Source organism: Streptomyces cyaneofuscatus, assembly GCF_033109485.1.
In the GTDB taxonomy this organism is placed as follows: Bacteria; Actinomycetota; Actinomycetes; order Streptomycetales; family Streptomycetaceae; genus Streptomyces; species Streptomyces cyaneofuscatus.
In genome coordinates, this window is record NZ_CP137002.1 from 4,868,062 (window position 1) to 4,892,305 (window position 24,244).

The 24,244-nt window shown below is 69.0% G+C and carries 21 protein-coding genes and 1 pseudogene; 10 read left to right on the plus strand and 12 right to left on the minus strand.

What is annotated here, in order from left to right; all coding sequences use genetic code 11:
- The first annotated feature begins 41 nt into the window (after nt 1-41).
- Nucleotides 42-1,064, plus strand: a complete 1,023-nt coding sequence (locus tag R2B67_RS21505) for a nucleotide kinase domain-containing protein (RefSeq protein ID WP_317820316.1) — start codon at nt 42-44, stop codon at nt 1,062-1,064.
- Between the two features lie 32 nt (nt 1,065-1,096).
- Here R2B67_RS21505 and R2B67_RS21510 read toward each other — a convergent pair whose 3' ends face one another.
- The 4 genes from R2B67_RS21510 to R2B67_RS21525 form a co-directional block, all read right to left on the minus strand.
- Nucleotides 1,097-1,930: a thymidylate synthase family protein gene (locus tag R2B67_RS21510; protein ID WP_317820317.1), complete on the minus strand. Its 834-nt coding sequence runs from the start codon at nt 1,928-1,930 to the stop codon at nt 1,097-1,099.
- Between the two features lie 75 nt (nt 1,931-2,005).
- Nucleotides 2,006-2,902 carry an ImmA/IrrE family metallo-endopeptidase gene (locus R2B67_RS21515; protein ID WP_317820318.1) on the minus strand — a complete coding sequence of 299 codons (897 nt, stop codon included), beginning with the start codon at nt 2,900-2,902 and terminating at the stop codon, nt 2,006-2,008.
- 8 nt (nt 2,903-2,910) lie between these two features.
- The gene (locus tag R2B67_RS21520; RefSeq protein ID WP_030343922.1) at nt 2,911-3,300 is read right to left on the minus strand and encodes a helix-turn-helix domain-containing protein; all 390 of its coding nucleotides are present in this window, start codon (nt 3,298-3,300) and stop codon (nt 2,911-2,913) included.
- Nucleotides 3,297-3,539, minus strand: coding sequence for an acyl carrier protein (locus R2B67_RS21525; protein WP_234330759.1), 243 nt, complete (start codon nt 3,537-3,539; stop codon nt 3,297-3,299). Before R2B67_RS21525 ends, R2B67_RS21520 begins: the two co-directional genes overlap by 4 nt.
- Before the next feature lie 216 nt (nt 3,540-3,755).
- On the opposite strand from R2B67_RS21525, the gene R2B67_RS21530 reads away from it, so the two are divergent.
- Nucleotides 3,756-4,556 (plus strand): nucleoside triphosphate pyrophosphohydrolase family protein, encoded by an 801-nt coding sequence (locus tag R2B67_RS21530; protein ID WP_317820322.1) that lies wholly within the window; start codon nt 3,756-3,758, stop codon nt 4,554-4,556.
- 115 nt (nt 4,557-4,671) lie between these two features.
- On the opposite strand, the gene R2B67_RS21535 is transcribed toward R2B67_RS21530, so the two are convergent.
- From R2B67_RS21535 to R2B67_RS21555, 5 genes and pseudogenes are all read right to left on the minus strand, one after another.
- Nucleotides 4,672-5,001 carry a hypothetical protein gene (locus R2B67_RS21535; protein ID WP_317820323.1) on the minus strand — a complete coding sequence of 110 codons (330 nt, stop codon included), beginning with the start codon at nt 4,999-5,001 and terminating at the stop codon, nt 4,672-4,674.
- Nucleotides 5,002-5,038: 37 nt separating this feature from the next.
- The gene (locus R2B67_RS21540) at nt 5,039-8,644 is read right to left on the minus strand and encodes an NACHT domain-containing protein (RefSeq protein ID WP_317820325.1); all 3,606 of its coding nucleotides are present in this window, start codon (nt 8,642-8,644) and stop codon (nt 5,039-5,041) included.
- Between the two features lie 603 nt (nt 8,645-9,247).
- Nucleotides 9,248-9,696 (minus strand): annotated as a pseudogene (locus R2B67_RS21545) (IS5 family transposase); the annotation flags it as partial.
- A 356-nt stretch (nt 9,697-10,052) separates the two neighbouring features.
- On the minus strand, nt 10,053-11,288 hold the full coding sequence (locus R2B67_RS21550) for a hypothetical protein (RefSeq protein WP_317820327.1): 1,236 nt from the start codon (nt 11,286-11,288) through the stop codon (nt 10,053-10,055).
- Nucleotides 11,288-12,154: a YwqG family protein gene (locus tag R2B67_RS21555; protein WP_317820329.1), complete on the minus strand. Its 867-nt coding sequence runs from the start codon at nt 12,152-12,154 to the stop codon at nt 11,288-11,290. The genes R2B67_RS21550 and R2B67_RS21555 overlap by 1 nt, the downstream gene beginning before the upstream one ends.
- Nucleotides 12,155-12,498: 344 nt before the next feature.
- On the opposite strand from R2B67_RS21555, the gene R2B67_RS21560 reads away from it, so the two are divergent.
- Nucleotides 12,499-13,707 (plus strand): S1 family peptidase, encoded by a 1,209-nt coding sequence (locus R2B67_RS21560; RefSeq protein ID WP_237326368.1) that lies wholly within the window; start codon nt 12,499-12,501, stop codon nt 13,705-13,707.
- Nucleotides 13,708-13,790: 83 nt separating this feature from the next.
- Here R2B67_RS21560 and R2B67_RS21565 read toward each other — a convergent pair whose 3' ends face one another.
- Nucleotides 13,791-14,837, minus strand: a complete 1,047-nt coding sequence (locus tag R2B67_RS21565; RefSeq protein ID WP_452778831.1) for a helix-turn-helix domain-containing protein — start codon at nt 14,835-14,837, stop codon at nt 13,791-13,793.
- A gap of 178 nt (nt 14,838-15,015) precedes the next feature.
- On the opposite strand from R2B67_RS21565, the gene R2B67_RS21570 reads away from it, so the two are divergent.
- A complete protein-coding gene (locus R2B67_RS21570) occupies nt 15,016-16,503 on the plus strand; it encodes a sigma-70 family RNA polymerase sigma factor (RefSeq protein WP_317820331.1) in 1,488 nt (495 codons plus the stop codon).
- Nucleotides 16,504-16,507: 4 nt separating this feature from the next.
- Here the strand turns inward: R2B67_RS21570 and R2B67_RS21575 are convergent, their stop codons facing one another.
- Nucleotides 16,508-16,996 carry a GNAT family N-acetyltransferase gene (locus R2B67_RS21575; protein ID WP_317820332.1) on the minus strand — a complete coding sequence of 163 codons (489 nt, stop codon included), beginning with the start codon at nt 16,994-16,996 and terminating at the stop codon, nt 16,508-16,510.
- Between the two features lie 50 nt (nt 16,997-17,046).
- On the opposite strand from R2B67_RS21575, the gene R2B67_RS21580 reads away from it, so the two are divergent.
- Nucleotides 17,047-17,862 (plus strand): exodeoxyribonuclease III, encoded by an 816-nt coding sequence (locus R2B67_RS21580; protein WP_317820333.1) that lies wholly within the window; start codon nt 17,047-17,049, stop codon nt 17,860-17,862.
- A gap of 79 nt (nt 17,863-17,941) precedes the next feature.
- Here the strand turns inward: R2B67_RS21580 and R2B67_RS21585 are convergent, their stop codons facing one another.
- Nucleotides 17,942-18,583 carry a MerR family transcriptional regulator gene (locus R2B67_RS21585; RefSeq protein ID WP_317824929.1) on the minus strand — a complete coding sequence of 214 codons (642 nt, stop codon included), beginning with the start codon at nt 18,581-18,583 and terminating at the stop codon, nt 17,942-17,944.
- Nucleotides 18,584-18,752: 169 nt separating this feature from the next.
- Here R2B67_RS21585 and R2B67_RS21590 point away from each other — a divergent pair, with 169 nt between their 5' ends.
- The 5 genes from R2B67_RS21590 to R2B67_RS21610 all read left to right on the plus strand — a co-directional run bounded on the left by R2B67_RS21590 (nt 18,753) and on the right by R2B67_RS21610 (nt 24,241).
- On the plus strand, nt 18,753-20,345 hold the full coding sequence (locus tag R2B67_RS21590; protein ID WP_317820335.1) for a flavin-containing monooxygenase: 1,593 nt from the start codon (nt 18,753-18,755) through the stop codon (nt 20,343-20,345).
- The gene (locus R2B67_RS21595) at nt 20,342-21,289 is read left to right on the plus strand and encodes an alpha/beta fold hydrolase (protein ID WP_317820337.1); all 948 of its coding nucleotides are present in this window, start codon (nt 20,342-20,344) and stop codon (nt 21,287-21,289) included. Before R2B67_RS21590 ends, R2B67_RS21595 begins: the two co-directional genes overlap by 4 nt.
- Complete coding sequence (locus R2B67_RS21600; RefSeq protein WP_018515745.1) at nt 21,286-22,179, plus strand: SDR family oxidoreductase; 894 nt, start codon at nt 21,286-21,288, stop codon at nt 22,177-22,179. The genes R2B67_RS21595 and R2B67_RS21600 overlap by 4 nt, the downstream gene beginning before the upstream one ends.
- 133 nt (nt 22,180-22,312) lie before the next feature.
- Nucleotides 22,313-22,528, plus strand: coding sequence for a hypothetical protein (locus tag R2B67_RS21605; RefSeq protein WP_018515744.1), 216 nt, complete (start codon nt 22,313-22,315; stop codon nt 22,526-22,528).
- Between the two features lie 252 nt (nt 22,529-22,780).
- Nucleotides 22,781-24,241 carry a glycosyltransferase family 39 protein gene (locus R2B67_RS21610; protein WP_317820338.1) on the plus strand — a complete coding sequence of 487 codons (1,461 nt, stop codon included), beginning with the start codon at nt 22,781-22,783 and terminating at the stop codon, nt 24,239-24,241.
- Nucleotides 24,242-24,244: the final 3 nt, after the last annotated feature.

Genomic DNA, 24,244 nt, shown 5'->3' on the forward strand with positions numbered 1-24,244 from the left:
CCCCTCTGGCTTCAGGCCTATACTCGATATATATTGACCCTATGGTGACCACGCTGCAAGCCCGACCGCGGGTTCGCCGGACGGAAGACTCCGAGCCCCCTAAACCCCTGCGAATTGCGGGCCGCGTACTGATGCCCACGCCGGTGTTCGATACCTACTGGCGGTTTGCGGCCACGCGGCAGCAGGTGTACCTGTCGCGGTTGGGGGAGGCCTCGGCGCCGGCGGTTTCGGACCCCGTGCTCGCCCAGCATCGGTTTACCAACTGCTTTCGGGCGGCTGATCGGGTCAGTCAGTATTTGATCGGCCACGTGTCTTACCGCGGTGACCAGGCGTGGCAGGAGGTGTTCTTCCGTACATTGCTGTTCAAGTTCTTCAACAGGATCCAGACCTGGCAACTGCTGGAGGAGCACCTGGGTGAGGTCACTTGGCGGGGCCATGACCACCGTGCCGTGGACCAGGTGCTGTCACGGGCATTCGCGTCTGGGGAACGGCTGTACTCCGCTGCGTACATCACTCCGCCCCCGAAGCTGGGAGAGCAGCGGAAGCACCGTAACCACCTCCGTCTGCTCGAGTTGTTGATGAGCCAAGGGGCGCCTGGGCGGGTGGGGCGGGCCGCCTCAATGCAGGAGGCTTATCAGGTGCTGTTGGGCTTCCCCGCACTCGGGCCGTTCCTGGCCTACCAATACCTGATCGACCTCAACTATGCGGCAGAGTTGCCGTTCTCTGAGATGGACTTCGTCGTTCCTGGCCCCGGGGCTCGCGACGGCATCCGCAAGTGCTTCGGCGCTGACGCGAGCGGCATCGAGGCCGAGGTGATTCGGTACATGGCGGACACCCAGGAGGAGCACTTTGCCCGACTCGGGCTCATCTTCGCTGGTCTGCGCGGGCGCCCCTTGCAATTGATCGACTGCCAGAACTTGTTCTGCGAAGTCGACAAGTACGCGCGCGTGGCTCACCCGGACATCGCAGGCATCAGCGGCCGCAGCCGCATTAAGCAGTTGTATCGTGCCGACAGTGCCCCCCTGACTGCCTGGTTCCCACCTAAGTGGGGCATCAACTCGTAGTGCCCAGGATGCTCGACGGTTGTTCGTTGTGGTCAGGTCACCAGCCGGGTCTGGCCTCGGAGAATCGGACGCAGGGCTGAAATGTTCTCTTCGATCTGGGCGTGACCGGCGATCACTGTCAGTGTGCCCGGGGACACCTCGGCATGTTCTGCCAGGTAAGCCAGCAGCCTTCCCAAGCCCAGGTAGTTGCCATAAGCGCGGGCCACCATGTAGTGGCTTCGGTAGTGGGCGACAGCGTGCAGGACCCGGTTGCGGTCCAGCTGGAACGAACAGAGGCTCAGGCACGGGAAGCCACGCAACCCGTTGTCCTTGCCGGCGGCATGTACCGGCGCAGACCATGTGCCGGTGTCTGTGTCGGCAGCATGGTCGTCCTCGGCGAGATCGGAAGCCAGCCCGTCGCTGGGATGAGCAACGCCCATCTCGTAGGCCGCAGTCATTGGCCCCCTGCCCGCCGCCTGGCGACGAATCCGGTCGATGAGCGCAGTCAGCTGGTCTACCGGGCCGTTCTCGCCCGGGTAGGCCACAATGCGCCCGAAGTACGTGCCGGCGGCGTTTCCGCGGTCGATGCGGCACAGTCGCGGATACATGACGCGGTACCGGCGCACCAGTTCTTCCGGTGTACTGGAGACGGCCGCGAGTTCGGCAGGGAAGATCGTGTTGGCCACCGTCTCGATCAGCGGATAGCCCCGCTCCCTGCGCATCTGATCGAAGTCGGCGCGCACATGGGGATCCTCAACCGCGGCGTTGTGGATGTGCACCGTGGTGTGCAGGGCATCCCGTTTCGGATTGCCGGGTGCGTCGAGCTTCCGGCAGGCATCCTGCCAGGCCAGAGACGTGTTCGCCTTGTCAACGACAAAAAGGGACATCACCGTACTCCTGACGTCAGGGGTGTACCAGCTGGGAACGGTGCGAGGAAGAACAACCAGTACAGGCGATACAGATCAGGCAGGCCACAGGCTCTGGACCCCGACGCGTGGGGCCTGGCGCTCCACGGTGAACTCCAGCAACTCGGCGGCCCCGGAGACGTGCACGGTCACGGAGGCAGTTCCGGTGAACACGTCGGCTACCTCGGCTACTGCGGCGACCGGGGTCTCGCCCAAGAGAAGCTGAACCCCCGCACTGTCGGAGAGCTGCAGCGCGGGCGGCAGGGACTCGAACCTCGCCCCAGTGTTGCCCAGGATCACCAGGTCGCCGGCATCGACCCGCACGATCGTGCCGTGCGTGCCGGCGGTGATCAGATGAACGTGGGCCTTCCCGGGCACGGAGCCGCCTGCGAGCTCCGCCTTGACGGCGGAGGGCTTGATCCGCAGCCACGCCGTCTTCTGGGCTCGCGACAGCATCCGTAGCCGGTACAGGTGGTTTACCGTCCCGGCATAGGAGGTGCCCAGAATGCGGGCGATCCGATAGGCGTGTCCAGGGGCGAGCGGACGACGCACTCCGATCTGGGCCAGCGCGGTCTGGACAGCGGGCAGGGGCATCAAGAACCAGGCCGCGAATGCCTCCGCCACCTTCTCCTCGTCTGGCCAGGCCCCGTCCCCCCACGTGCGAGAGCGATCCAGCTCCTCATCCAGCGCTGTGCCGTGCCCAGCCCGGTGGTGACCCAACTCATGTGCAGCGGTGTGTCGTTGGGCAACCATGTCCAAGCTTGCGTTCAGCAGAACTGCGGGCCCGTTGTCCCGAGGCGCGAAGTACACCCCGAACAACCGAGGCATGGGCCGAGCGATCCCGGTCACGTCGGCACGCAGCAGCGCGCCGTACACATCCACGTATACATTGCGGTCGACATCTAGATCACGGTGTGCCTTCACGGCCTCCATGGCAGCGACCTGGTGGGCCACGTCCCAGTTCACTCCTCACCCCCCTGCTCCTGCTCGCTGGCCCGCTTGAACTTCAGGAACTCGGCGAAGCTCAGCACCTCGTCCCAGTCGCCGTCGGTCAAACCGACCAGAGCGCGCGGCAGTCCGGCCAGCGCGTGCTCCCCGAGGTCCGCCTCTTCCTCCTTGGCGAGGAAGTAGGACACCGGGCGCATGTACAAGCGGGCGAGCTTCTTCAGCTCCAGGCTGTCCACCCGGCGGGCGCCGCGCTCGATGTCGCTGACGGCCGAGCGGGGGATGCCGGTCATGTCGGAGACGTGCTGCTGCGACATGCCCAGGTAGTCACGGGTATTGCGCAGGCGCTCCCCGAGCAGTTCGAGCTCGGGGTCGCGGCCGCGGAGTGCGGCAGGTTCAGGGGTCATGACTTCCGCCTCTCGTTAATCACGTTCAGGATGGTGCTGGCGAAGGTGCGCACCGACCGGGTGGAGCGAGCCGCCTCCTCGTCCGCGGGGACACTGATGCCGTAGCGCTCCTCGATGCGCGTCAGGATCTCGACGACAAGGATGGAGTCGACGGGCAGTTCCTCACCGGCCTCCTCCAGTTCCATCCACAGTTCATCGGGATCTCGGTTCTGCAGTTCGGCCAAGAACTCCACGACCACGATGACGATGTCCTCCAGTGAAGGCTCGATGGTGTTCAGCTGACTCTCCCGTCCGTCTGATTTTCCAGCACCTCTGCTCTACTATACGACAGAGGTCGGGATTCCCGACTGGTGTGCTGAGTTTTCCGACAGGAGGAAGCTGTGGACATCAACCGCTACCAGCTAGCTGCGATCAAGACCCTCCAAGAACCTGCGCCCGGGACTGACCCTGCCGTGGTGCCCCTGCTCGGCCTCGTCGGCGAGGTCGGCTCCCTCGCCACCGCCTACAAGAAGCGTCTACGCGACGGGCCCGGCCTCGTCTCGGGCAAGCAACTCGTACGCGAAGAACTGGGTGACGTCCTGTGGTACGTCGCCGCTCTCGCACATCGCTTCGGCCTCGACCTCGAAGATGTTGCCGCCGCCAACCTGGTCAAGATCAGCGACCGGTGGCGCACCACTCCGACTGCCGACCGCATCATCTTCGACGCCGATTTCCCTGAGTCCGAGCGGCTCCCGCGACAGGCCACCCTCACCTTCACCCTCCAGCAGCGAGAAGGCGATGGGCGTACCGTCTCTGTCCTGACCCACGACGGCACCCCCTGCGGAGACCCGCTGACCGACGCGTCCCACATCGACGACGACTACCGCTTCCACGACATCTTCCATCTCGCCCATGCCGCCGTTTTGGGCTGGTCGCCCGTCTCCCGCTTCCTGTTGGGCCGCAAGCGCAAGAGCGACCCCAAGACCGACGAGGCCGAGGACGGCGGACGCGCCATCGCCATCGAGGAGGGCATCTCGGCCCTCGTCTTCTCCTACGCGGCCCGTCACAGCTACTTCGAGAACGTCCGCCACATCGACCATGAGTTCATCAAGACCATCACCTCCATGACCGCCCATCTCGAAGTCAGCATCTTGCGCTCTGCCGACTGGGAGCAGGCGATCATGACGGGATACGACGCATGGCGGAAGCTTCGTACTCAGGGTGGCGGGACCATCCACCTAGATCTCGACGAGCAGACCCTGACGGTCGAGCCATAGGTCAGGGCACTCTCGGGTCTGGGGTGGATACGTCCGCGGTGGTCTACCCCGACCCAACGAGAAATGATCACTCGCCTTGCGGGGAATGATCTCCAAGGGGCTACGTCGTGCCTGATCAGGCCGACTCGTGAACGCCCCCCGTGTCCCGCTCCCGCCTCTTGCGCTGCAGCCACCTGCACAGGCTGACGTCCGGCGGGCAGTCGGCCGCCCAACGGACCTCGTCCGCGGCCCGGCCCGCCTGCACTTTCGCGTGCTCGGTCGCCGAGCGGGCGAACAGGAGGCTCTTCGCCGCGGTCGCGAGGACGGCGCTCGCGAACCGCGAGTCGCGCATGTCGGCGGCCGCGACGGTGGGCGCGGCGGGGAAGACGATCTCGGGACCGACCTCGTTCTGCTCCCGCCCGACGTGCCCGAAGCCGTCCAGCACTCTGTGGGAGGGGCCGACCACGGGCGACGGTAGCCAAGTGCCTGCGCGGCGGAAAATGTCAGCTCGCGTCGTGGGCCTTTGCCTGGAGGAACTCGGCCGCGAGCTTGGTGGGATCCGCCCCGATCGTGGAGCACTGGTCGCCGGTGCATGAGATAGATCCCGGCGGGGGGTTCACGGTGCGGCAGTCCAAGCACATCCATCCTGGTCTGGGTCGGGCGAGAACGGCCTGCGCGATCGCGGCGAGCTCCGGTGGGCGGGCCTTGATGAGGTGTTTAAGCGCTGCTTCCTGGACATGGCCATCGGGGTCGTCGAGAAGCTGTCGAAACTGGGCGCCGACAGTGCTCCCAACGATGGGCTCGATCATCAAAGCTGCCACGGTCCGCAGGATCGGGTCCTCGCTGCCCACCCAGCAATCGGGTTCCGGGCCTGGTTTGAGCGATGCCAGCGTCACGGCTGCAATGCGTTGATGTCGCGTGCTTGGGCGAAGCCTGGGCAGGAGTTTGCGTAGTTGCGGGGCTGCCTGCTCGGCGACGGGCGTGTTGTACAAGGACCTCGCGGCGAATGCTGCCTGCCCGAGGCCCAAGGTGAACAGCCGCATCAGCGATCCCACGGCCTTGTCGCGATCGCGCACCGCAGTCCAGTCGGGGCGCGATCGCTGGGCTGCGGCGTCAAAGAGCGCGAAGTAGGGGGCGTTGTCGTCCCAGTGTTGCAGGCGAAACCACGCGACCTTGGCTTGGGCCGCGAGGACCGAACGGTCAAATCCGTACAGGGAGGTGGTCAGCGCGATGAGTTCTCGAAGCACGTCGTCCGGTTGCTTGTACAGGTGCGTCACGCCGCCATCGTTCATCTCCATCGTCTCGACGAAGTCGGCCAGCTCATCGAGAAGTACTGCCTGCACGGACGTGAGGTCTGTCGTTGCGTGTTCGGATACCAGCTCAAGGAAATGTGCACATGCGGTACCGTCGCGCCCCGTGACCCATGAGGGCAGCCTAAAGTCCTTGAACCTCTGAGCGTTGGCATGCCGGATGGCTTGAACATCCTCATCAAAACCCCGCTCGGTGAGAAGCCGCGTGAGGGATTCCTGCAGCCCGTAGGGAGCGTCGATGGCAAGAGCGACGACGAGAGAAGAAGCCTCCGGGTCATGCGCTAGCAGGGCCTCAGCAGCTTTCTGCTGTGTAGCGCCCAGTGTCCTGTCCATCATCCATGCGTCGAAAGCGACCACCGCGCTTTTGCTCGCTGACGGGCGGCGCGGCAGGGACCGCAGGCCGAGCAGATCCTTGAGTATCTGCGGGTCTTCTGGGGTGGAGGGGCAAGATTGGAGCGCCAGCGACGCACGCGCCACCAGGGCATAGTCCGTGCCGTGGTGCGCCGCGGCAGCCTCCGCGGAGACATGCAGGTCAACGGGGATCGAAAGCCGAAGCAGGTCAGTCCAGCTCAGCCACGCATCCTGACTTCCCTCAGCAACATGAGCAATCAAGATCTCGCAGACTTGCCGGACGGTGGCGTCGTCGAGGTCTGCCCCTTCCCGGCCGGCCTGGGCAAGCGCCTTCGCCAGCGCGATATTCCCGGGGCTGCTTTTGATGGCAGCGGAGGCAGCGCTCGCTACGCTCGGGCCAAGGGCACACGCTAGCACCAGTGGTTCGAATTGCTGGGCCGCGATCCGTGCAGCGACCCACGCCGGGGCTTCCTGCGGACGCGAGACGATCCGCATGGCGTCTCCGATCTCCGCAAAGAGAGTGACGCGCGGGGCAATGGTTCCGTCGGCGCCTGACATGACGAAGATTCCGGTCTCGTCGAAGAGCCGTACCGCGTCCTGAGCCGCAGCAGTCGCCTGCGCCGACGCTAGTGCCCAGGGCTCGCGGAGGTCGGCTGCGATAGCAGCGGTGACTGATTCTGCATCTGCCAGTCCCTGGCTATTCAGGATTTCCGCAGCCTCAGTGGTGAATGCCTGCATAGTCGCCATGTTCAGCGCAGTTCCTGTCAAGGGTCCCAGAGTGCGTCCGGCGCGGCGCTGTACCTCGTGATCGGCGATGACGTGTTTCACGACGGCTTCGAGGATTCTCGCGCGCTGGGTCGGGAGCGACTGGGTTGATCTCCGTACGGCGAGAAGTGCCAGCAGCACGGGGAGGAGTGGCGTTTCGCGGAGTTGCTCGTCTTGCTCCAATGTTGACCGCACCCATTCTGCGCGCTGGTTTACCCAGTCCGGGCGGTCGGTTGGATCCACACGCGCCTGGCCTGCGGCCGCCTCCAAGACAGCGGTCACTGTGCTCTCAATCCCGGAGGGGGATTTCAATCGCAAGCTCGGCCAGCCGAGGGTGGAAGCCTGTCCATAGGCGACATCGCGGGTGGACAGCAGGATGCAGACTCCTGCTGGCAAGTCAGCGACCAGGTCGGCTATCTCGCTGACCACCTTCGAACGCTGGTCGTAGGTCTCATCCAGCGAATCGAGGAGCAGAGCGATGCCGCCGTCTCGATCCAGGCGCTCGTTGATCTCGCGGATAAGCTCAGGCTGGTCTACTGATCTGCATTCACGCACCGCAACAGCGATGAGACGGTCTCGGAAACCGTCTTCCGCCCCAGCTCTGTTGACCTCGGGAAGCGACACCCTCACGGGCAGAGGAAGCGACGGGTCCGAAGCTAGTTGCGCCGCCAGCTGCCTCAGCGCAGTGGTCTTGCCACCGCCGGGCAAGCCCGTCAGGACAATGCGACCGCGCCGAAGAAAGGCCCAGATCAGCTCACTTGCATTGCGAGGATCTCCAGCGTCGGTGCTCACTTTGATATTGGCATCGGCTTCAGCGAGCGGGAGTTCGGGAAGCTCGGCGCCCAGGGAACGCAGGTCGAGCTGCGTTCCTTGGCGCTCAAGGCGCGAGATATACCGTTGCATTGCCCGTCGCCGGATTTCAAGCACGGCCGCCGGAGCACTGCCGGTACTGCGGATCTCGATTCTCTCGCCGCGCAGCGCATCCAGCCAGCCAGCGATCTTGAACCCGCCCCGGAGCCGCGCGGTCCGGCCTGATGCCGTGAGCAGGGCTTTCCACGCGTCGCTCGCCGTTTCGTGGGTTCCGTCAGCAACCACAAAACGCAGGTGGTTCACAGCCAGCTGGGCACCTAGGTCACCCGGTTCTTCCACCTGTAGTTCCCAGATCACGGCGCATTTAAGGACTAGATCCTGTTTCTGCTTGTCCAAAGCGCCTAGTAGTTTACGGACACCCTTCAGCTCCCCATCCTCGGGACCTGTGGGCGCACCGGCATGATCCGTCCGCTCGCGGTCCAGGACCCGCTGGAGGTGTTTCATGGAACCGTTCAGCTCTCCGGCGACGATCACCAGGCGGTCCTTCTCGGGATTGAGGCCAGCTTCTGCGGCCTTTACCCACTGTTCTGCGGCCTTCTTCAGGGGTCTCCCACCGCTCAGGCTTCTCTTGGCCTGTACGAGCGCTCGCCACCCGGAGTCGAAATCGATCCGGATGTCGTCGACCGGGTCGTCGGTCTCCAGCGACACAGATGCCACTCGGGCATAATCGGATGGAACCCCGATATTCGGCAGGGGTACTCCTGCCAGACCATATGCTACGGCGTAGGCAGCAACACCGCGCCGGTACTCGGTGCCCGCATCACCGGAGGCGCCGGCAACACTTCCTCGCCTCGCCTCTGAGCTGTCGACCATGTACACAGCGTAAAGGCTGCCGACGATGGCCCGCAGGTTCACGGAGAGGCTACAGAACTTTCGCGGTCCGCTCGTCTCGGCCTGAGGTCGTTCCTCTGGCTCACGCTTTGGCAAGGACGCCACGTGCAGCTTTCGGCGGTCGGCTGCCCCAGCGAGCGCCCGTGGTTCAGGAGCTGCCCCCACGACCACGGCAACCGTCTGCAGCGGCGGAGACGGAACTGAGGCTGAAGTCGTAGGCCACGGCTTAGTGTCCTAGGCCGCTTCTTCCGGATCTTGGTCTGGGCGGACTTCGCACGTCGCTGTCCGCGCATATATTGGCGGCGTGGACGAAGCCGAGGTGAGTGGCCAGGCATGGAGGGACGAGGTCAGAGCACGTCCGACAGCTGAGCAGGATCGGGACGCCTTGGCCCGGCTCGTCGAAACGGACGCTGACTCCTCCGAGGTTGAGCTGTACGAGCGCGCGGCAGATCCACAGGTGCTTTCGATTGATCGTGCCCGAAGGTCGCAGGCCGGGCAATACAGCAGGCGTGTGCGACGGCTTCGAGAACATCAGCGGCACCAGGGCAGCTGAACAGTAGCCTTCGGATCATCTGATCGTTGGTTCACCCGCAGGCGGGCCATGACCTCGGGGAACGCGGGCGCGTCACCCGCCTGGCCAGGCGTAAGGACGAACGCCAGGGGTCGACATCGGCCGTCAGCCGCGAGATGGATCTTCGTCGTCAGCCTGCCACGGGATCGTCCGAGAGCATGATCGTCCGGCTCGCCGGCCGGGGCCCCTCTTGACGGGCCCGGCGGCGTGCTGAGTGCCCGGACGATGGTGGAGTCGACCGAGACCATCCAGTCGGGGTCGTCCTCGGCGTCTGCTTGAGCCATCAGAGAGGCGAAGACCTGTCCCAGGTGTTGTCGGCGGCCCAGTTCCGCAGCCGATTGTGGGCGCCCTTCCACGAGCCGAAGCGCTCAGGCAAGTCCGTCCACGGGGTCCCGGTGCGGTACTTGAACGCGATCGCGTCGATCACCTGCCGGTGATCACGCCACTGTCCACCCCGACGAGGCGTCCGGTCCGGCCCGCGCCAGGCACCGAATCTCCCCAAGTTCTTCGAGCGCGCGCCCGTGCCCGCAGGCGGGCGGCACGCCGTCGTGCACGCGCGGCCTGGAAAACATGAGGATGCGGAGGCTTTCCCCAGCAGGGGCCGGGCTTTTGCTGCTGCTCCCCGTAGTGATCCTGGGAAACGATCACCTCGAAGCTGGGAAAAGATCACTCGTAGCGTCCGCTCTGCCTGGTCAACACCACTCGTGAACACCCCACAACAAGGACTGTTCCTGAGTCAGCTCAGGAACAGTTCACAAGATCCCGTCCGATCTGGTTGATCGGGCGGGATCTTGGCGTTTGCCAACGCCGATGAGGGAATCACGGCAGATCATGCTCCGGTGTGAGCCCCGGCCACACCTCTTCGCGTACGAGGTCCGGCAGGACGGCCAGTGCCAGCTGCTCGCGGTCCACGTTCGGGCCGGCGGCCTTCTCGGCGACGCCGGGCAGCCAGGAGGCCAGCCGGTCCAGCGCGGGTGCCAAGCCTTTCCGGTCGTCGCTGAGCAGTGCTGTCATGAGCGACGCGGCGTCGGCGCGGGAGCTGTGAGCCGGGGTCGGGAGCGCGGCCGGCCACGCGCGCACGTGCCGGTCGTGCGTGCCGCAGAGCGCCGCGAGCGCGGCGAGGGCGAACCGGACGGCGTCGCTCTCGTCGTCCCAGCGTGACAGCAGCGTCGGCAGCCCCCTGCCGATGGCCTGCCGTGTCAGGTGGTCGGCAGCGGACTCGTCCTGGACGTCCCCGAGCGCGGTGATGCGGTCGGCCAGGGCGACGGCTGCCGCCGGTCCCGAGGCGCCGAGCCGCACCAGGTCGCAGAGCAGGATCAGGCGACTGCCGGGAGCGAGGCCGCCGTCGCGGACCAGCTCCAGGAGGAAGGGGATGGCCTCCACCGTGGTGTCGGTGCAGGTGCCTTGGTGGGCCACGGCATCCGCGAGGTCGCCGAGGGACTCGTCAGCCGTCCCGTAGGGCTCACCGAACGCGAACTCCTCGTCGAGCAGCCACCCCACGGCATCCGGGGCATCCTCGGCGCTGCCGTACAGACGCTCCGCGACCGCCACCGCGGCCTGAACCACCGCTGCGGGCTCACCGGCTCCGCCGGCGTTCCACGGCGGACCGGCCGGCGGCCGCGCGGGATCTTCGGGCAGCGGGCTGGGAAGGGCCACCTGGGCGCCGGGCTGCTCATGGACCAGGCCGTCCCTGGTGAAGATGGATTCGAGAGTCGCGGCATGCCCCTCGCCGCACCCTTGCTGGAAACCACCGTGGTCACGGGCCACTTGGGCCACCCGTATCCGTTCACCGCGGAGGAACGGCTCAAGAGCCCCGCGCTCGTACCCGCTGTGGACGGCCAGCGAGAAGACCTGCCACCACCCCTCCAGCTCCGGATCCATCGAGGGTCTGCCGTACCAGAAGCTCGACGGGACGAACCGGAAGTGACCGTGGACGCGCACCGCCGTCAGACGGTGCCCCATCCCGGACAACTCGGCCGCGGCGGCGAGGGCGGTGTCCTCGCTCGGCAGGCTCAGCGTGTACTGGACTCCCCAGGCGGGAGGTCCTGCGGCCATCAGCTGCACTGCCAGGTGAACATCGCGCGCTCGAAGCGCCGCTCGGCCAGGTCCTCCGGGCGGATCAGCCAGTACAGGACTCCGGCGTCGCCCCACATCATGTCCGCGGCGTCCTCGCTGCCGAACTGGGCCAGCAGCACCCAGTTGCCCGCCTCCTCGGCCAGCCGGGGGCCCTCCCAGGACACCTCGCCGTCCAGGACCGCCTCCGCGATCTCGATCTCCACCGGGTTCTGTACGGAGTGGGCGTGGCCGCCGATCTGGTGCCCCGCCTCGTCGTCGAGCTCCCACAGCGCGTCGAGGAACTCCTGCGAGCAGACGGGGTGGCCGTACCGGTTCCCCAGCGGGGCGTGAGGGGCGAAGGCGGCCCGTACGGACGGATGCCAGGGCTCGGTTGCCGTCGCCTCCACCCGGGCGGTCAGCGGCACCATCGGGTACGGCTTGAGGCCCGCAGGAGCCTCTCGCTCCGCCGCCTCCTGGGTGGGCGCCACGTAGAGCACGCGGGCGCCCGCCCAGCTCTCCCGGTCCTCGGCCAGGACGAGAGCCTCGCCGTCGTCCAGCTGCCCGTCGAAGTAGAAGAACAGCAGCGTTCCCGACTCGGGCAGACTGATGTCCAGCGCGGCGGTCGGCAGTCGGGCGCAGTCGACCGAGGCGATGAAGGAGAGCGGACCGTGCCCCTCCCACACCGGCCACGGAGAGACGGCCGGCAGAGCGGGCAGGCCGCCGAGCCGGACCGCCGGGACGTCGGCGCCGGTCGCCACCTCAAGACGCGCACCGGGACGGAGCAGGCCGAGCCACTTCTCGGCGTCGGCGGGCGGCAGATGGCGCAGAGCGAGGGAGCGAAAGGCGTCCCGGGAACCGTGGGTCATACGCCCGATCATCCACCGCACCACTGACAGAGCCCCGGGCAGCCCTTCTGCGGCAGGCGCAGCGACTCTGGCCTGGGTGCCCGCCGGTGCACGCCGGTGCCCGCCGGTCCCGGCCGTTTTGTTTCCGCCGTGTTTCTCTACAGTTCTCGGCCAGTTCTGTAGATAAGAGCCCCATCTCCGGTCCTTGTCGCGGCAGTTCCGTTTACGCGAGAGTTCGATGCGCGGCGACAGGAACATGTCATCGCCGCCGGGCAGTGTCCATGGAACACATCGCGCGTCCCCAAGCGTGGTGTGGCCACCCCCCCATTGTCTGGACGCTTCGCCCGTGTAGCGGAAGGAATCGCGTGAAGCACGGAAAGAAGAAGAACGCGCGCAGATACATCGTGGCGGCCTCCATCGGCGCCCTCCTGTCGGCCGGAGTCGCCACAGGGGCTTACGCCGGTGCGGCGGATTCCGCGCCGCTGAAGTATCAGCCGGAGATGGTCCAGGCTCTCGCCACCACCCTGGGCGTGAGTGAGCAGGAGGCCGTCGAGCGGCTCGACAAGGAAGCACAGCAGCAGGGCCGGTTCGCGAAGTTGCGGGCCGAGAAGGTCTCCACCCTCGGGGCCTTCTTCGCCAAGGACGGGACGCTCGTCGTCAACGCCGCCGATGCCGAGGCGGCGAAGGAGGTCAAGGCGGCGGGGCTCGCAGCACGGGTCCCGGAGCGTGGCGAGGGAGAGCTGAACCGCATCAAGGCGCAGCTCGACGCCAAGGCCCTCAAGAGCGCCCCGGCCGGGGTGTCGGCGTGGTCCGTGGACCTCGCCTCCGACACCGTGACCGTCGAGGTCAACGGAGAGACCGACGCCGCCACCCGTACCTTCCTCAAGGCCGCGAAGAGCAACGGCGAGGCCGTACGGGTCGTCCAGGGCCAGGAGAAGCTGGAGACGCAGGCCGTCGTGCCGCCGGGCAGCCGGATGACGTTCAACGGCTACCTCTGCTCCGTCGGGTACGGGGCGAAGGACCGCAACGGCAAGCAGGTGCTGGTCACCGCCGGGCACTGCATCGAGGACCTGCCCGCACTGGCCTACAACGGGACCCGGTTCGCCAAGGGCACCCACACCCGCTTCGCGCTCGGCACGCGCAGCGTGGACATGGGCATCGCCACCGTGGACGCCGGCCACTCCATCGGCCTGGACATCACCACCTACGGCAAGGCGGGCACCGTAGCCGTCCGGGGCAGCCAGCGGGCCCCGCAGGGTTCGGCGCTCTGCAAGGCCGGCCAGACCACCGGCTGGACCTGCGGCAAGGTCGGCTCGTACAACGTCAGCGTCACCTACACCGACCAGAACGGCGGCCCCGACACCGTCGTGACCGGTCTCGCCAGCTCCTCCGTCTGCACCCAGGGCGGGGACAGCGGAGGTGCCTACGTCTCCGGCAACCAGGCCCAGGGGATGACCTCCGGCGGGCCGATCAGCCAGCGGTGCAACGGCCAGGTGAACTCGCCCGGTTCGTCGTACTTCCAGCCGCTCGACGACGCCCTGAAGTACTACGGGCTGACGCTCAACACCAAGTAGCCCCGACCGGGTGAAGGTGCCGTAAACGCGGGAGACCGTCCACTGACCCTGGGCGGTCTCCCGTTTCCACGATTCGGTTCCCCCTATTCTCCGGTGTCGAAATCCCAGGCCACTCCGTGCACTCCGGGTTTGCAGCGGGAGGCGAGCACATGGGTGCTGTGGGAATCGTTCATCGAAATGCGCCGCTGCGCACGGGGCGGCGAGCCCACCTGGTCCCGGAAGTACCGCCGGCAGCCCGAGGGGAGCGCGTCCGGATGGAAGAAGACCTGCTGAAGATATTCGTGCAGATTCGCCCGCGACCAGCGTTCGTAGTGGGTGGCCGGTTCCCGGGACGGGCTCACATCGACCGCGTAACTCACCACGGTCGTATCCAGTTTGGCGAGTTCCCGGCCGAAGTGGATTTCCAGCACCAGGGATTTGAGCCCCTTGAGGTACGTCGCCTCGCCGAGCCGGCCGCTGGTGACGCGGATGTCGAGCGGCTCGGCCTGTTCGTCGTCGAAGCTCAGCACGAACAGCGCGCGGTCCGCTCCGGCGCGATTGGCCCGCAGCACATTGGTCGTGGTGAGGTTGCTCAGCGTTCCGCTCGCGCCCAGCGTCACCACGTCGTGGATCAGCAGCGAGCCGGTCTCCTGGTTGAAGTGGCGGAACCGCTCGCCGAGCGCCTTCTCCACCACCGAGTCCTCGCCCAGCACCTGGAGGGCCGCCCCTTCGCCCCGGGCCGGTGCGACCCGGCCGCGCGGGCGGCGCGGGCCGAGCAGCGAGCGCAGCGCCCCGCCCGGCAGGTCCAGGATCTCCTCCAGCACCTCCACGGCCCGCAGCGACCGGGCCCGCTCCGGCTGGCTGCGGCCGCGCTGCCAACTGCTCAGCGTGGCCTGGCTGACGCCGATGCCGCGCGCCCTGAGCCGTTCGCTCACCCGCTCCAGGGAGAGGCCGCGGCGGCCCAGCGCCTCCCGCAGGGCGGCGGGGAAGGCGTCGGAGGCCGGGGGAGGGGTTTCGGCGGCCGACGACTCGTCGTGAGGCGGTGTTCCGGCCGCCCCGGCCTTCAGCGCCTTCCGCAAGTCACGCGCGTTCGTGGCACCCGAGGCGCTCCGCGCGCCCTCCGCGTCCGGCAGACCGACGCCGGCTTCCATTCTGCTCGACATGTCCCTCCCCCATCCCGGCACTCCCGCCGCGGGGCACCCGTAAGGTCCCCGCATACTGGTTGACCACCGGAAAGGGACCGGATAACAAAACCCCCAGGAGTGACCTGCCCCACACTCCGGGGATGCGCTGCCCGGCGTCCTCCGCACGGCCCGAGGAAGTGAGCACGTGGTGAACAGCGTGAACGGCGTGGACGTCACCGCACTGGTCGTCGCGGCCAGGGACGGGGACCAGGCGGCCGGGGAGCGGCTCGCCGCCCTCTACCTGCCGCTCGTCTACAACGTCGTGGGCCGCGCCCTCAACGGCCACCCGGACGTGGACGACGTGGTGCAGGAGACCATGCTCCGCGCGCTCTCCGGCCTCTCCTCGCTGCGCGATCCCACCCGGTTCCGGTCCTGGCTGGTGGCCATCGCCATGAACCAGGTCCGCACCCGCTGGTCCGTCCTCGGGCACCGCCCCGCCGCGCTGGAGGAGACCGACGAGCCGGCCGACCCGGCCGCCGACTTCGTCGACCTCACCATCCTGCGCCTGGAGCTCTCCGGCCAGCGGCGCGAGACCGCCGAGGCGACCCGCTGGCTCGACGAGGCGGAGCGCGATGTGCTCTCGCTGTGGTGGCTGGAGACGACGGGGGAGCTCACCCGGGCCGAGCTGGCGGACGCCCTCGGGCTCCCGCCCCAGCACGCCGCCGTACGCGTCCAGCGGGTCAAGAACCAGCTCGACATCGGGCGCGCGGTCGTCCGGGCCCTGGCCGCCGAACCCCGCTGCCCTTACCTGGACGCGCTGGTGGAGGACTGGGACGAGGTGCCCACGCCCCTGTGGCGCAAGCGCATAGCCCGCCACATACGCGGCTGCGCCTCCTGCGCGGCGACCAGCTCGGGGCTCGTACCGCCGGAGGGGCTGCTCTCCGGGCTCGCTCTGGTGGTGCCGTTGTACGAAGGCGGCCAGCACGCCGCCGCTGTCGCCCCGGCCGTGGCTCCGGCCGCGTTCTCGGCCGGGAAAGCGGCGGGGCTCGCCGCCGCCGCGGCCGCCGTGACCTCGATCGCCGTACTCCTGTGGCCCTCGGCGCCCGCCCCGCCCGCGCCCCGCGCCGAGGGGGGTACGACGCAGTCCCCGGCGCCCGCGCCGCCCGCGGTCACCGTGCCGGCCACCCCGTCCGCGTCCCCGACGCCCACCTCCACGCCGTCGCCCACGCCGAGCCCGTCCGCCCGCAGCGCCTCGCCGTCCGCCACGGTGGCCCCGCCGCCGTCACCGCGCCCGGCGCCCCGGGCGCAGCCCCGTCCCGAGACGCGCCTCGTCGCCGAGGTCAACACCCTGCGCGCCCACAACGACTGCCCGCAGCTGACCACCGACCCCCGGCTCACCGAGGTCGCCCAGCGCCACTCGGCGGACATGGCGGCGCACGGCTATTTCGGCCACACCGACTCCACGGGCCGGGGCATGGGCGACCGGGTGACCGGCTCGGGCTACCTGTGGACCGCCGTGGGCGAGACCATCGCCACGGGGAACGCCGACCCGGCCGAGGTCGTCGAGGAGTGGCGCCGCAGCTCCGGCCGCGACGACGACATCCTCAACTGCAACTTCACGCATGTGGGCGTGGGCATCGCGGACTCGCCGCGGGGGCCCTACTGGACGCAGGTGCTGGCCACACCTCAATGAGGTGTTACGGCTGTCGCAGCGGCTTGGCCATGCAGATGCTGCTCTCGTACTCCCGGTAGTGGCCGAACTTCTGCTCGCAGACCGTGTAGCCGCACGAGGTGTACAGCGCGACGGCCTCCGGCTGCTGGTCGCCGGTCTCCAGGACCATCCGGATCCGGCCCGCGGCCCGGGCGTCCTCCTCCAGAGCGGCGAGCATCCGGCGGGCGAGGCCCCGGCCACGGCCCTCGGGGATCACGAACATCCGCTTGATCTCGGCGTCGCCGTCCCCGTACCCCTCGTCGCTACGGTCCTGCGTCCGCCAGCCACCGGTCGCCACCGGGCGCTCCAGCTCGTCGTAGGCGAGCAGATACAGACCGTGCGGCGGTACGAACATGGCGGGGTCGAGGTGTGTGACATCGCCCTCGTCGCCGTAGCGCTCGGCGTATTCGAGCTGGACCTGGTCGTTGAGTTTGACGGCGTCGGGGTGGTCGAAGCGGGACGGGCGGATGTTCATGCTGATTATCGTAAATCTATGAGTGGGGGTGGGGTAGGTACTGTTTTCCGATGCTGACTATTACAAGCGTGAATGTTAACGGTCTCCGCGCCGCCGCGAAGAAGGGCTTCGTGGAATGGCTGGCGGGCACCGACGCCGATGTGGTCTGCCTCCAGGAGGTCCGTGCCGAGCCCGGCCAGCTGGCCGAGGCGGTCCGTACCCCCGAGGGCTGGCACACCGTGCACGCCCCCGCCGCCGCCAAGGGGCGCGCCGGGGTGTCGCTCTACTCCCGGCAGGCGCCGGAGCGGGTCCAGATCGGCTTCGGCGGGTTGGACGTGCCCGGGGCGGAGGAGTTCGACGCGAGCGGCCGGTACGTCGAGATCGACCTGCCCGGCGTGACCGTCGCGAGCCTGTACCTGCCCTCCGGTGAGGTCGGCACGGAGCGGCAGGAGGAGAAGGAGCGCTTCATGGCGGCCTTCCTGCCCTACCTCCAGGGGCTGAAGACGCGGGCGGCGGCGGACGGGCGCGAGGTCGTGGTCTGCGGCGACTGGAACATCGCCCACCAGGAGGCCGACCTGAAGAACTGGAAGGCCAACCAGAAGAGTTCCGGCTTCCTCCCCGGGGAGCGGGCCTGGCTGACGCGGGTGCTCGACGAGGCCGCGTACGTGGATGTGGTGCGGCAGCTGCACCCGGATGTGGCGGGGCCGTACAGCTGGTGGTCCTACCGGGGGCGCGCTTTCGACAACGACGCGGGCTGGCGTATCGACTACCAGATCGCCACGCCGGGTCTTGCCGCGCGTGCGGTGAAGGCGTGGGTCGAGCGGGCCGCCACGCACGGCGAGCGGTGGAGCGACCACGCGCCGGTGACGGTCGTCTACGAGCGGTAGCGCGGTAGCGCAGGGGCTGCTATGCCTTCGGAGGTTGTGTCGGGAGCCGTTACGCCTTCGGAGGCCGTGTCAGGGGCCGTTACTCTTTCGGAGGCTGTGTGCCGTCCTCGCGGCGCAGCCTCCGGTCCAGCGCCATCGACAGCTCCGCGTCCACCACCGCGCGCGCCAGTGGCCGGAGTTGGGCCGGTTCGGTCTCGGCGGCGTGGGCATGCAGTACGCGTACGAAGATTTCGGCGAGAGCGTCCGCGTGCTCACGGACGCGGCGGCCCGAGGAGAGCACCGTGGCGAGCGGCACCCCTTCCCGTACGAGCTCCGCCGAGACCTCCAGCAGGCGGCGGCTGATGTGGACGATCTCGTCGCCGTCGGTGGCGAGATAGCCCAGGTCCAGGGCGGTGGCCAGGTTCTCCGGGGTGACCTCGCCCTCGAAGTAGTCGGCGAGCTGTTCCGGGGTGAGGCGGACCGGGGTCTCCTCGGTCGGCTCGCCGAGCCCCAGCACCTCGGCGACATCGCGCCCGCTCTCGAAGGTGGCGGCCAGATCCGCGATGCCGTTGAGGGTGTGGCCGCGCTCCAGCAGGCCCGTGATGGTGCGCAGGCGGGCCAGGTGGTGGTCGTCGTACCAGGCGATCCGGCCCTCGCGGCGGGGTGGCGGGATCAGGCCGCGCTCCCGGTAGAAGCGCAGGGTCCGCACGGTGATGCCGGCCTCCTTGGCCAGCTCCTCCATGCGGTATTCGCGGTGCTCGCGTCCTTCAGCCACAGGGGCACCCTATGTTGTACCGCCAGTAACTTTCCTCGGTCCGCCCCCTACCCATCGGTACGAGCCTGCTCTACTCTCCGAACCATGCCAGTGATTGCTGGCGGAGTCGCGTGACGTACCGCGGGGAGGCGGCAGCATGGCCCAGCAGGAACACGTACGTGTGGCGGTGATCGGTACCGGATTCGGGGGCCTCGGGGCCGCCGTCCGGCTGCGCCGCGAAGGCATCACCGATTTCGTCGTCCTGGAGCGGGCCGGATCGGTGGGCGGCACCTGGCGGGACAACAGTTACCCGGGCTGCGCCTGCGACGTACCGTCCCACCTCTACTCCTTCTCCTTCGCGCCCAACCCCGACTGGCCGCGCACCTTCTCCGGCCAGGAGCACATCCGGGCCTACCTGGAGCGCGTCGCCGACACCTTCGGGCTGCGCCCGCACATCCGGCTGAACCACGAGGTGAAGCTGATGAGCTGGGACAAGGAGAACCTGTACTGGGTGATCGAGTCCGCCAACGGCACGACCCTCCGCGCGGATGTCGTCATCTCCGCCACCGGGCCGCTCTCCGACCCCAAGATGCCCGACATACCCGGGCTGGACTCCTTCCCCGGCAAGGTCTTCCACTCCGCGCGCTGGGACCACGACTACGACCTGGCGGGCAAGCGGGTCGCGATGGTCGGAACGGGCGCCTCCGCCATCCAGATCGTGCCGGCGATCCAGCCGAAGACCGCGAAGCTCACGCTCTTCCAGCGCACGCCCCCGTGGGTGATGCCGCGCGTCGACCGCACCATCAGCAAGGCCGAGCGCGCACTGCACCGGGCGATACCCGCGACCGGCACCGCACGGCGTGGACTGCTGTGGGGCATACGGGAGTTGCAGGTCAGCGCCTTCACCAAGCACCCCGACCAGCTGGGCCTCGTGGAGAAGCTGGCCAAGTCCAACATGGCGCGGGCCATCAAGGACCCGGCGCTGCGGGCCAAGTTGACCCCGGACTACCGCATCGGCTGCAAGCGGATCCTGCTCTCCAGCACCTATTACCCGGCCCTGGCCCAGCCCAATGTGGACGTCGTGGCCTCCGGGCTGAGTGAGATACGCGGCTCCACCGTCGTCGCCGCCGACGGCAGCGAGGCCGAGGTCGACGCGATCATCTTCGGCACCGGCTTCCACGTGACGGACATGCCGATCGCGGAGCGGGTCGTCGGCGAGGAGGGCATCACGCTGGCCGAGTCCTGGAAGGACGGGATGAACTCGCTGCGCGGCGCGACCGCCGCCGGGTTCCCCAACTGGATGACGATCATCGGCCCCAACACGGGCCTCGGGAACTCCTCGATGATCCTGATGATCGAGTCCCAGCTCAACTACATGGCCGACTACCTGCGCCAGTTGAACGTGCTCGGCGGCCGCGCGGCGCTCGGCGCCCGCTCCACCGCCGTGACCGCGTGGAACCACAAGGTCCAGGAGCGGATGAAGCGCACGGTGTGGAACACCGGCGGCTGCACCAGCTGGTACCTGGACGAGGCCGGCCGCAACACCACCGTCTGGCCGGGCACGACGGGCGAGTTCCGACGGCAGACGCGGTCGGTCGACCTGGCGGAGTACGACGTCATCCGGGCGGCCGTGCAGCCGGGCGGCGGCGTCCACGTACCCGCACAGCCGGGCCGTACCGACCGGGAGACGGTGACCGCAGGAGAGTCCGCGGCCGCCGGGGAGTCCGTCGTCGAGGAGGCCGCCCGATGAGCCGGCTCCTGCACCGCGACGACGCCCCGCCCGTCCCCGCGAGCGAACTCTTCGTACGGTCCGCCGACGGCTCCCGCATCCACGTCGAGCTGCACGGCCCCGAGGACGCGCCGGCCGTCGTCCTCGCCCACGGCTGGACCTGCAACACCCACTTCTGGGCCGCGCAGATCCGGGACCTCGCCGCCGACCACCGCGTCATCGCCTACGACCAGCGCGGCCACGGCCTCACCCCCGAGCCCGGCCCCGGCGGCTACAGCGTCAACGCGCTCGCCGACGACCTGGAGGCGGTGCTCGCCGCCACCCTCGCCCCCGGGCGGAAGGCGGTGCTGGCCGGGCACTCCATGGGCGGGATGACGCTGATGTCCGCGGCCCGCCGCCCCGGCCTTCGCGAACACGCGGCGGCGGTGCTGCTCTGCTCCACCGGCAGCGGTCGGCTGACCGCCGAGGCCCTCGTGCTCCCGCTGCGGGCGAGCGCGTTCCGGACCCGGCTCACGGCCGCGGTCCTGGGGGCGAAGGCGCCGCTCGGGCCGGTCACCCCGGTCTCGAAGAAGCTCCTCAAGTACGCCACCATGGGCGTCGGTTCGGCCCCGGAGCGGGTCGACGTCTGCGCCCGGATCGTGCACGCCTGCCCGCGCCGTGCCCGGGTGGGATGGGGCCACGTACTCGCCGAGCTGGACGTGACGGCGGACGTGCGCGAACTGCGGGTGCCGACGGCGGTCATCGCCGGTACGGACGACCGGCTCACCCCGCCGGTCCACGCGCGGGCCATCGCGGCGGCGCTGCCGGTCGGCCTCGGGCTGACCGAGCTGGCCGGCATGGGGCACATGACGCCGGTGGAGGCCCCGGAGGCCGTCACGGCGAAGCTCAGGGAACTGACCACCCGGTACGTCGCGAACCGGACGGCTTCGTCGGCCGCCACGTCCGAGAAGGAGGATGTCGCATGAGCAGCAGGCGGAGTCTGGAGGGCCAGGTCGTCGTCGTCACCGGCGCGGCCCGGGGCGTGGGCGAGCTGCTGGCCCGCAAGCTGTCGGCGCGCGGGGCGACGCTGGCGCTCGTCGGCCTGGAGCCGGACGAGCTGAAGAAGGTCTCCGAGCGGCTGCACGGCGAGAGCGACCACTGGTTCGCCGATGTCACCGACCACACGGCGATGGCCCAGGTGGCGCGCGAGGTCAAGGAGCGGTTCGGCAAGGTCGACGTGGTCGTCGCCAACGCGGGGGTCGCCTCGGGCGGCCCGTTCGCCGACTCGGACCCGGACGCCTGGCGGCGGGTCATCGAGGTGAACCTGATCGGCGGGGCGGTCACCGGGCGGGCGTTCCTGCCGGTGCTGATGGAGAGCCGCGGCTACTTCCTCCAGATAGCGTCGCTGGCCGCGATCACCCCGGCGCCGATGATGACGGCGTACTGCGCCTCCAAGTCGGGCGTCGAGGCGTTCGCGCACAGCCTGCGCGCGGAGGTCGGCTACAAGGGCGTCAAGGTCGGCGTCGGCTACCTCTCCTGGACCGACACCGACATGGTGCGCGGCGCCGACCAGGACGACGTGATGCGGGAGTTGCGCCAGCGGCTGCCGTGGCCGATGAACCGTACGTACCCGCTCGGCCCGGCCGTCGACCGCATCGTGGACGGGATCGCACGGCGCTCCCCGCATGTGTACGCCCAGTGGTGGCTGCGCGGGATGCAGTCGGTCCGGGGCTACCTGCCGTCCGTCATCGCGGTCGGCGGACAGCGCGAGATGCGGCGCTTCGAGCCGCGGCTGCACACGGTGTCCAAGGGGCTGGTGGGGGCCGGGGGAGCGGCGGACCAGGACGCGCGGGCGGAGCGTGCCGACCGTACGTAAGGGGGCCTACGGGCCCTACGTGACGGTCGGTAGCGGTCCGAAATGCGTGGGATGTCGGGGCGTGCAACGCTGAGCACGGCCCCGCCGGGGGCCATTCCCCACGTACCCCAGGCATCCCACAGGAGTGAACAGCATGGGTATCGCAGACCAGTTCAAGGACAAGGCGCAGGACCTCGCCGACCAGGCCAAGCAGAAGGCCGGCCAGGGCAGGGACGAGGCCCAGGAGCGGGGCTCGAAGGGTCGCGACCGCAACCGCGACCAGCAGCAGCACGGCTCCGACGCGTCGACCGGCCTGCGGGACCGGGCTCAGGACGCGACGGACCAGGCGCGCGAGCGCTTCGACCGTTGACGGTCGCTGAGGTGTGACGCGTGCGCGCTGCGCTGTGCGCGTGCGTGCGCGTCGCGTCAGGAGGCGCATCCGGGTGACCGGATGCGCCTCCTTCTTGCTGTCCGGAGCCGGGTGGTGTCGATTATTCGATCGATTCCGGAACTGCTGTGCGTACGATGCAGGGTCGGTGCGGGGGCCTGAGGGTCTCTGTCACCCTGCCCTGCGCCACAGCCGCTCCGGAAAGCCCGCTTCTTCGTGTCCACAGCTCGTACGGTGCGTCCTTCGTCGCCGCGTCCTCTTCTTGTCCGCTCGATACCGGCGCTCTGGACCTTCGCCTTCGGCCTGTGGGGCCTGTCGCGGCAGGACAGTGTGTGGCGGGACGAGGCCGCGACCTGGCAGGTGGCCCGGCGCTCCACGGCCGAGACCGTGCACATGCTCGGCAACGTCGATGTGGTGCACGGGCTCTACTACCTGCTGATGCACGGGCTGTTCGACCTGTTCGGGCCCGGCACCGCCGTGCTGCGGCTGCCGTCGGTGGTGGCCATGGCGGTGGCCGCGTCCTGTGTGGCGGCCCTCGGCCACCGGCTGGCCGGTCCGTGGGCGGGCCTCGGCGGCGGGCTGGCCCTCGGGCTGCTGCCGGCCGTGCAGTTCTACCTCCAGGAGGGGCGGCCGTACGCCCTGGTCGCGGCCGGGGCCGGGATCTCCACCCTGCTGCTGGTCACCCTGCTGGAGGGGCGGGGCCGGGCGGTGCACTGGGTGGCCTACGGCTCCACGGTCGCGCTCGGCGGCCTGCTGAACTGGCTCTCGCTGATGATCCTCCCGGCGCACCTGGCGACCCTGCTCTGGACCCGGGCGGACCGCGCCACCGCCAAGCGCTGGACGGCCGCCGCCCTGGCCGCCGCGACCTGTGTGCTGCCGCTGGTCCTGTTCAGCCGGAGCCAGTCCGCGCAGGTGTCCTGGATACCGCCGCTGACCTGGCACATGCTGATCGGCCCCACGATCCTGCTGGCCATCGGGTGCGCCGGCGCCCTCCTCGACCGCCCCCGTGCGCGGCGGCTCTCGGCGGCGGCCGTCGGGCTGCCGCTGCTGGCGGTGCCGCAGATCGGCCTCGCCGGACTCTCCCTGATCCAGCCGCTGTTCCTGGACCGGTACGTCCTCTTCAGCCTGCTGGGCCTCGCCCTGCTGATCGGCGTGGCCATCGGCGCGGCGGTCGAGGCCGTGGCGCGTCGCCGCCCGCGGGCCGCGCCCTGGGTCCTCCCCGTGGTGATGGCCATGGCGGTGGCGGCCCTGCTGCCCCAGGCGCTCGCCAAACGGTCCCCGGCGAGCCGGGTGGACGACGTCCTCGCCGCCGCCGGGGACATCCGGCGGATGAAGAAGCCCGGCGACGCGGTGCTGTTCATCCCGGCGGCACGGCGGGACACCCGGCTGGTCTCCCCGGACGCCTTCGCGGGCCTCCGGGACATAGCGCTGGCGCGGGGCCCGGAGGAGTCCGGCACCCTGAAGGGCATGGAGGCACGGCCGGACCGGATACGGGCGGCGATGCTGGCCCAGCGCCGCATCCTGCTGGTCACGGACGCCCCCGGAGTGGCACGCCCGCCCGCCACCGAACGCGAGAGGGCGAAGACCTCCGTGCTGCGCACCCACTTCAGGCCCGTCGCCGACGAACAGGCCCGGGGGCGCCGGGTGACGGTGTACGAGCGGCGTACGGGAGCACCCCGCCCCTCCGGCGGCTAAGAA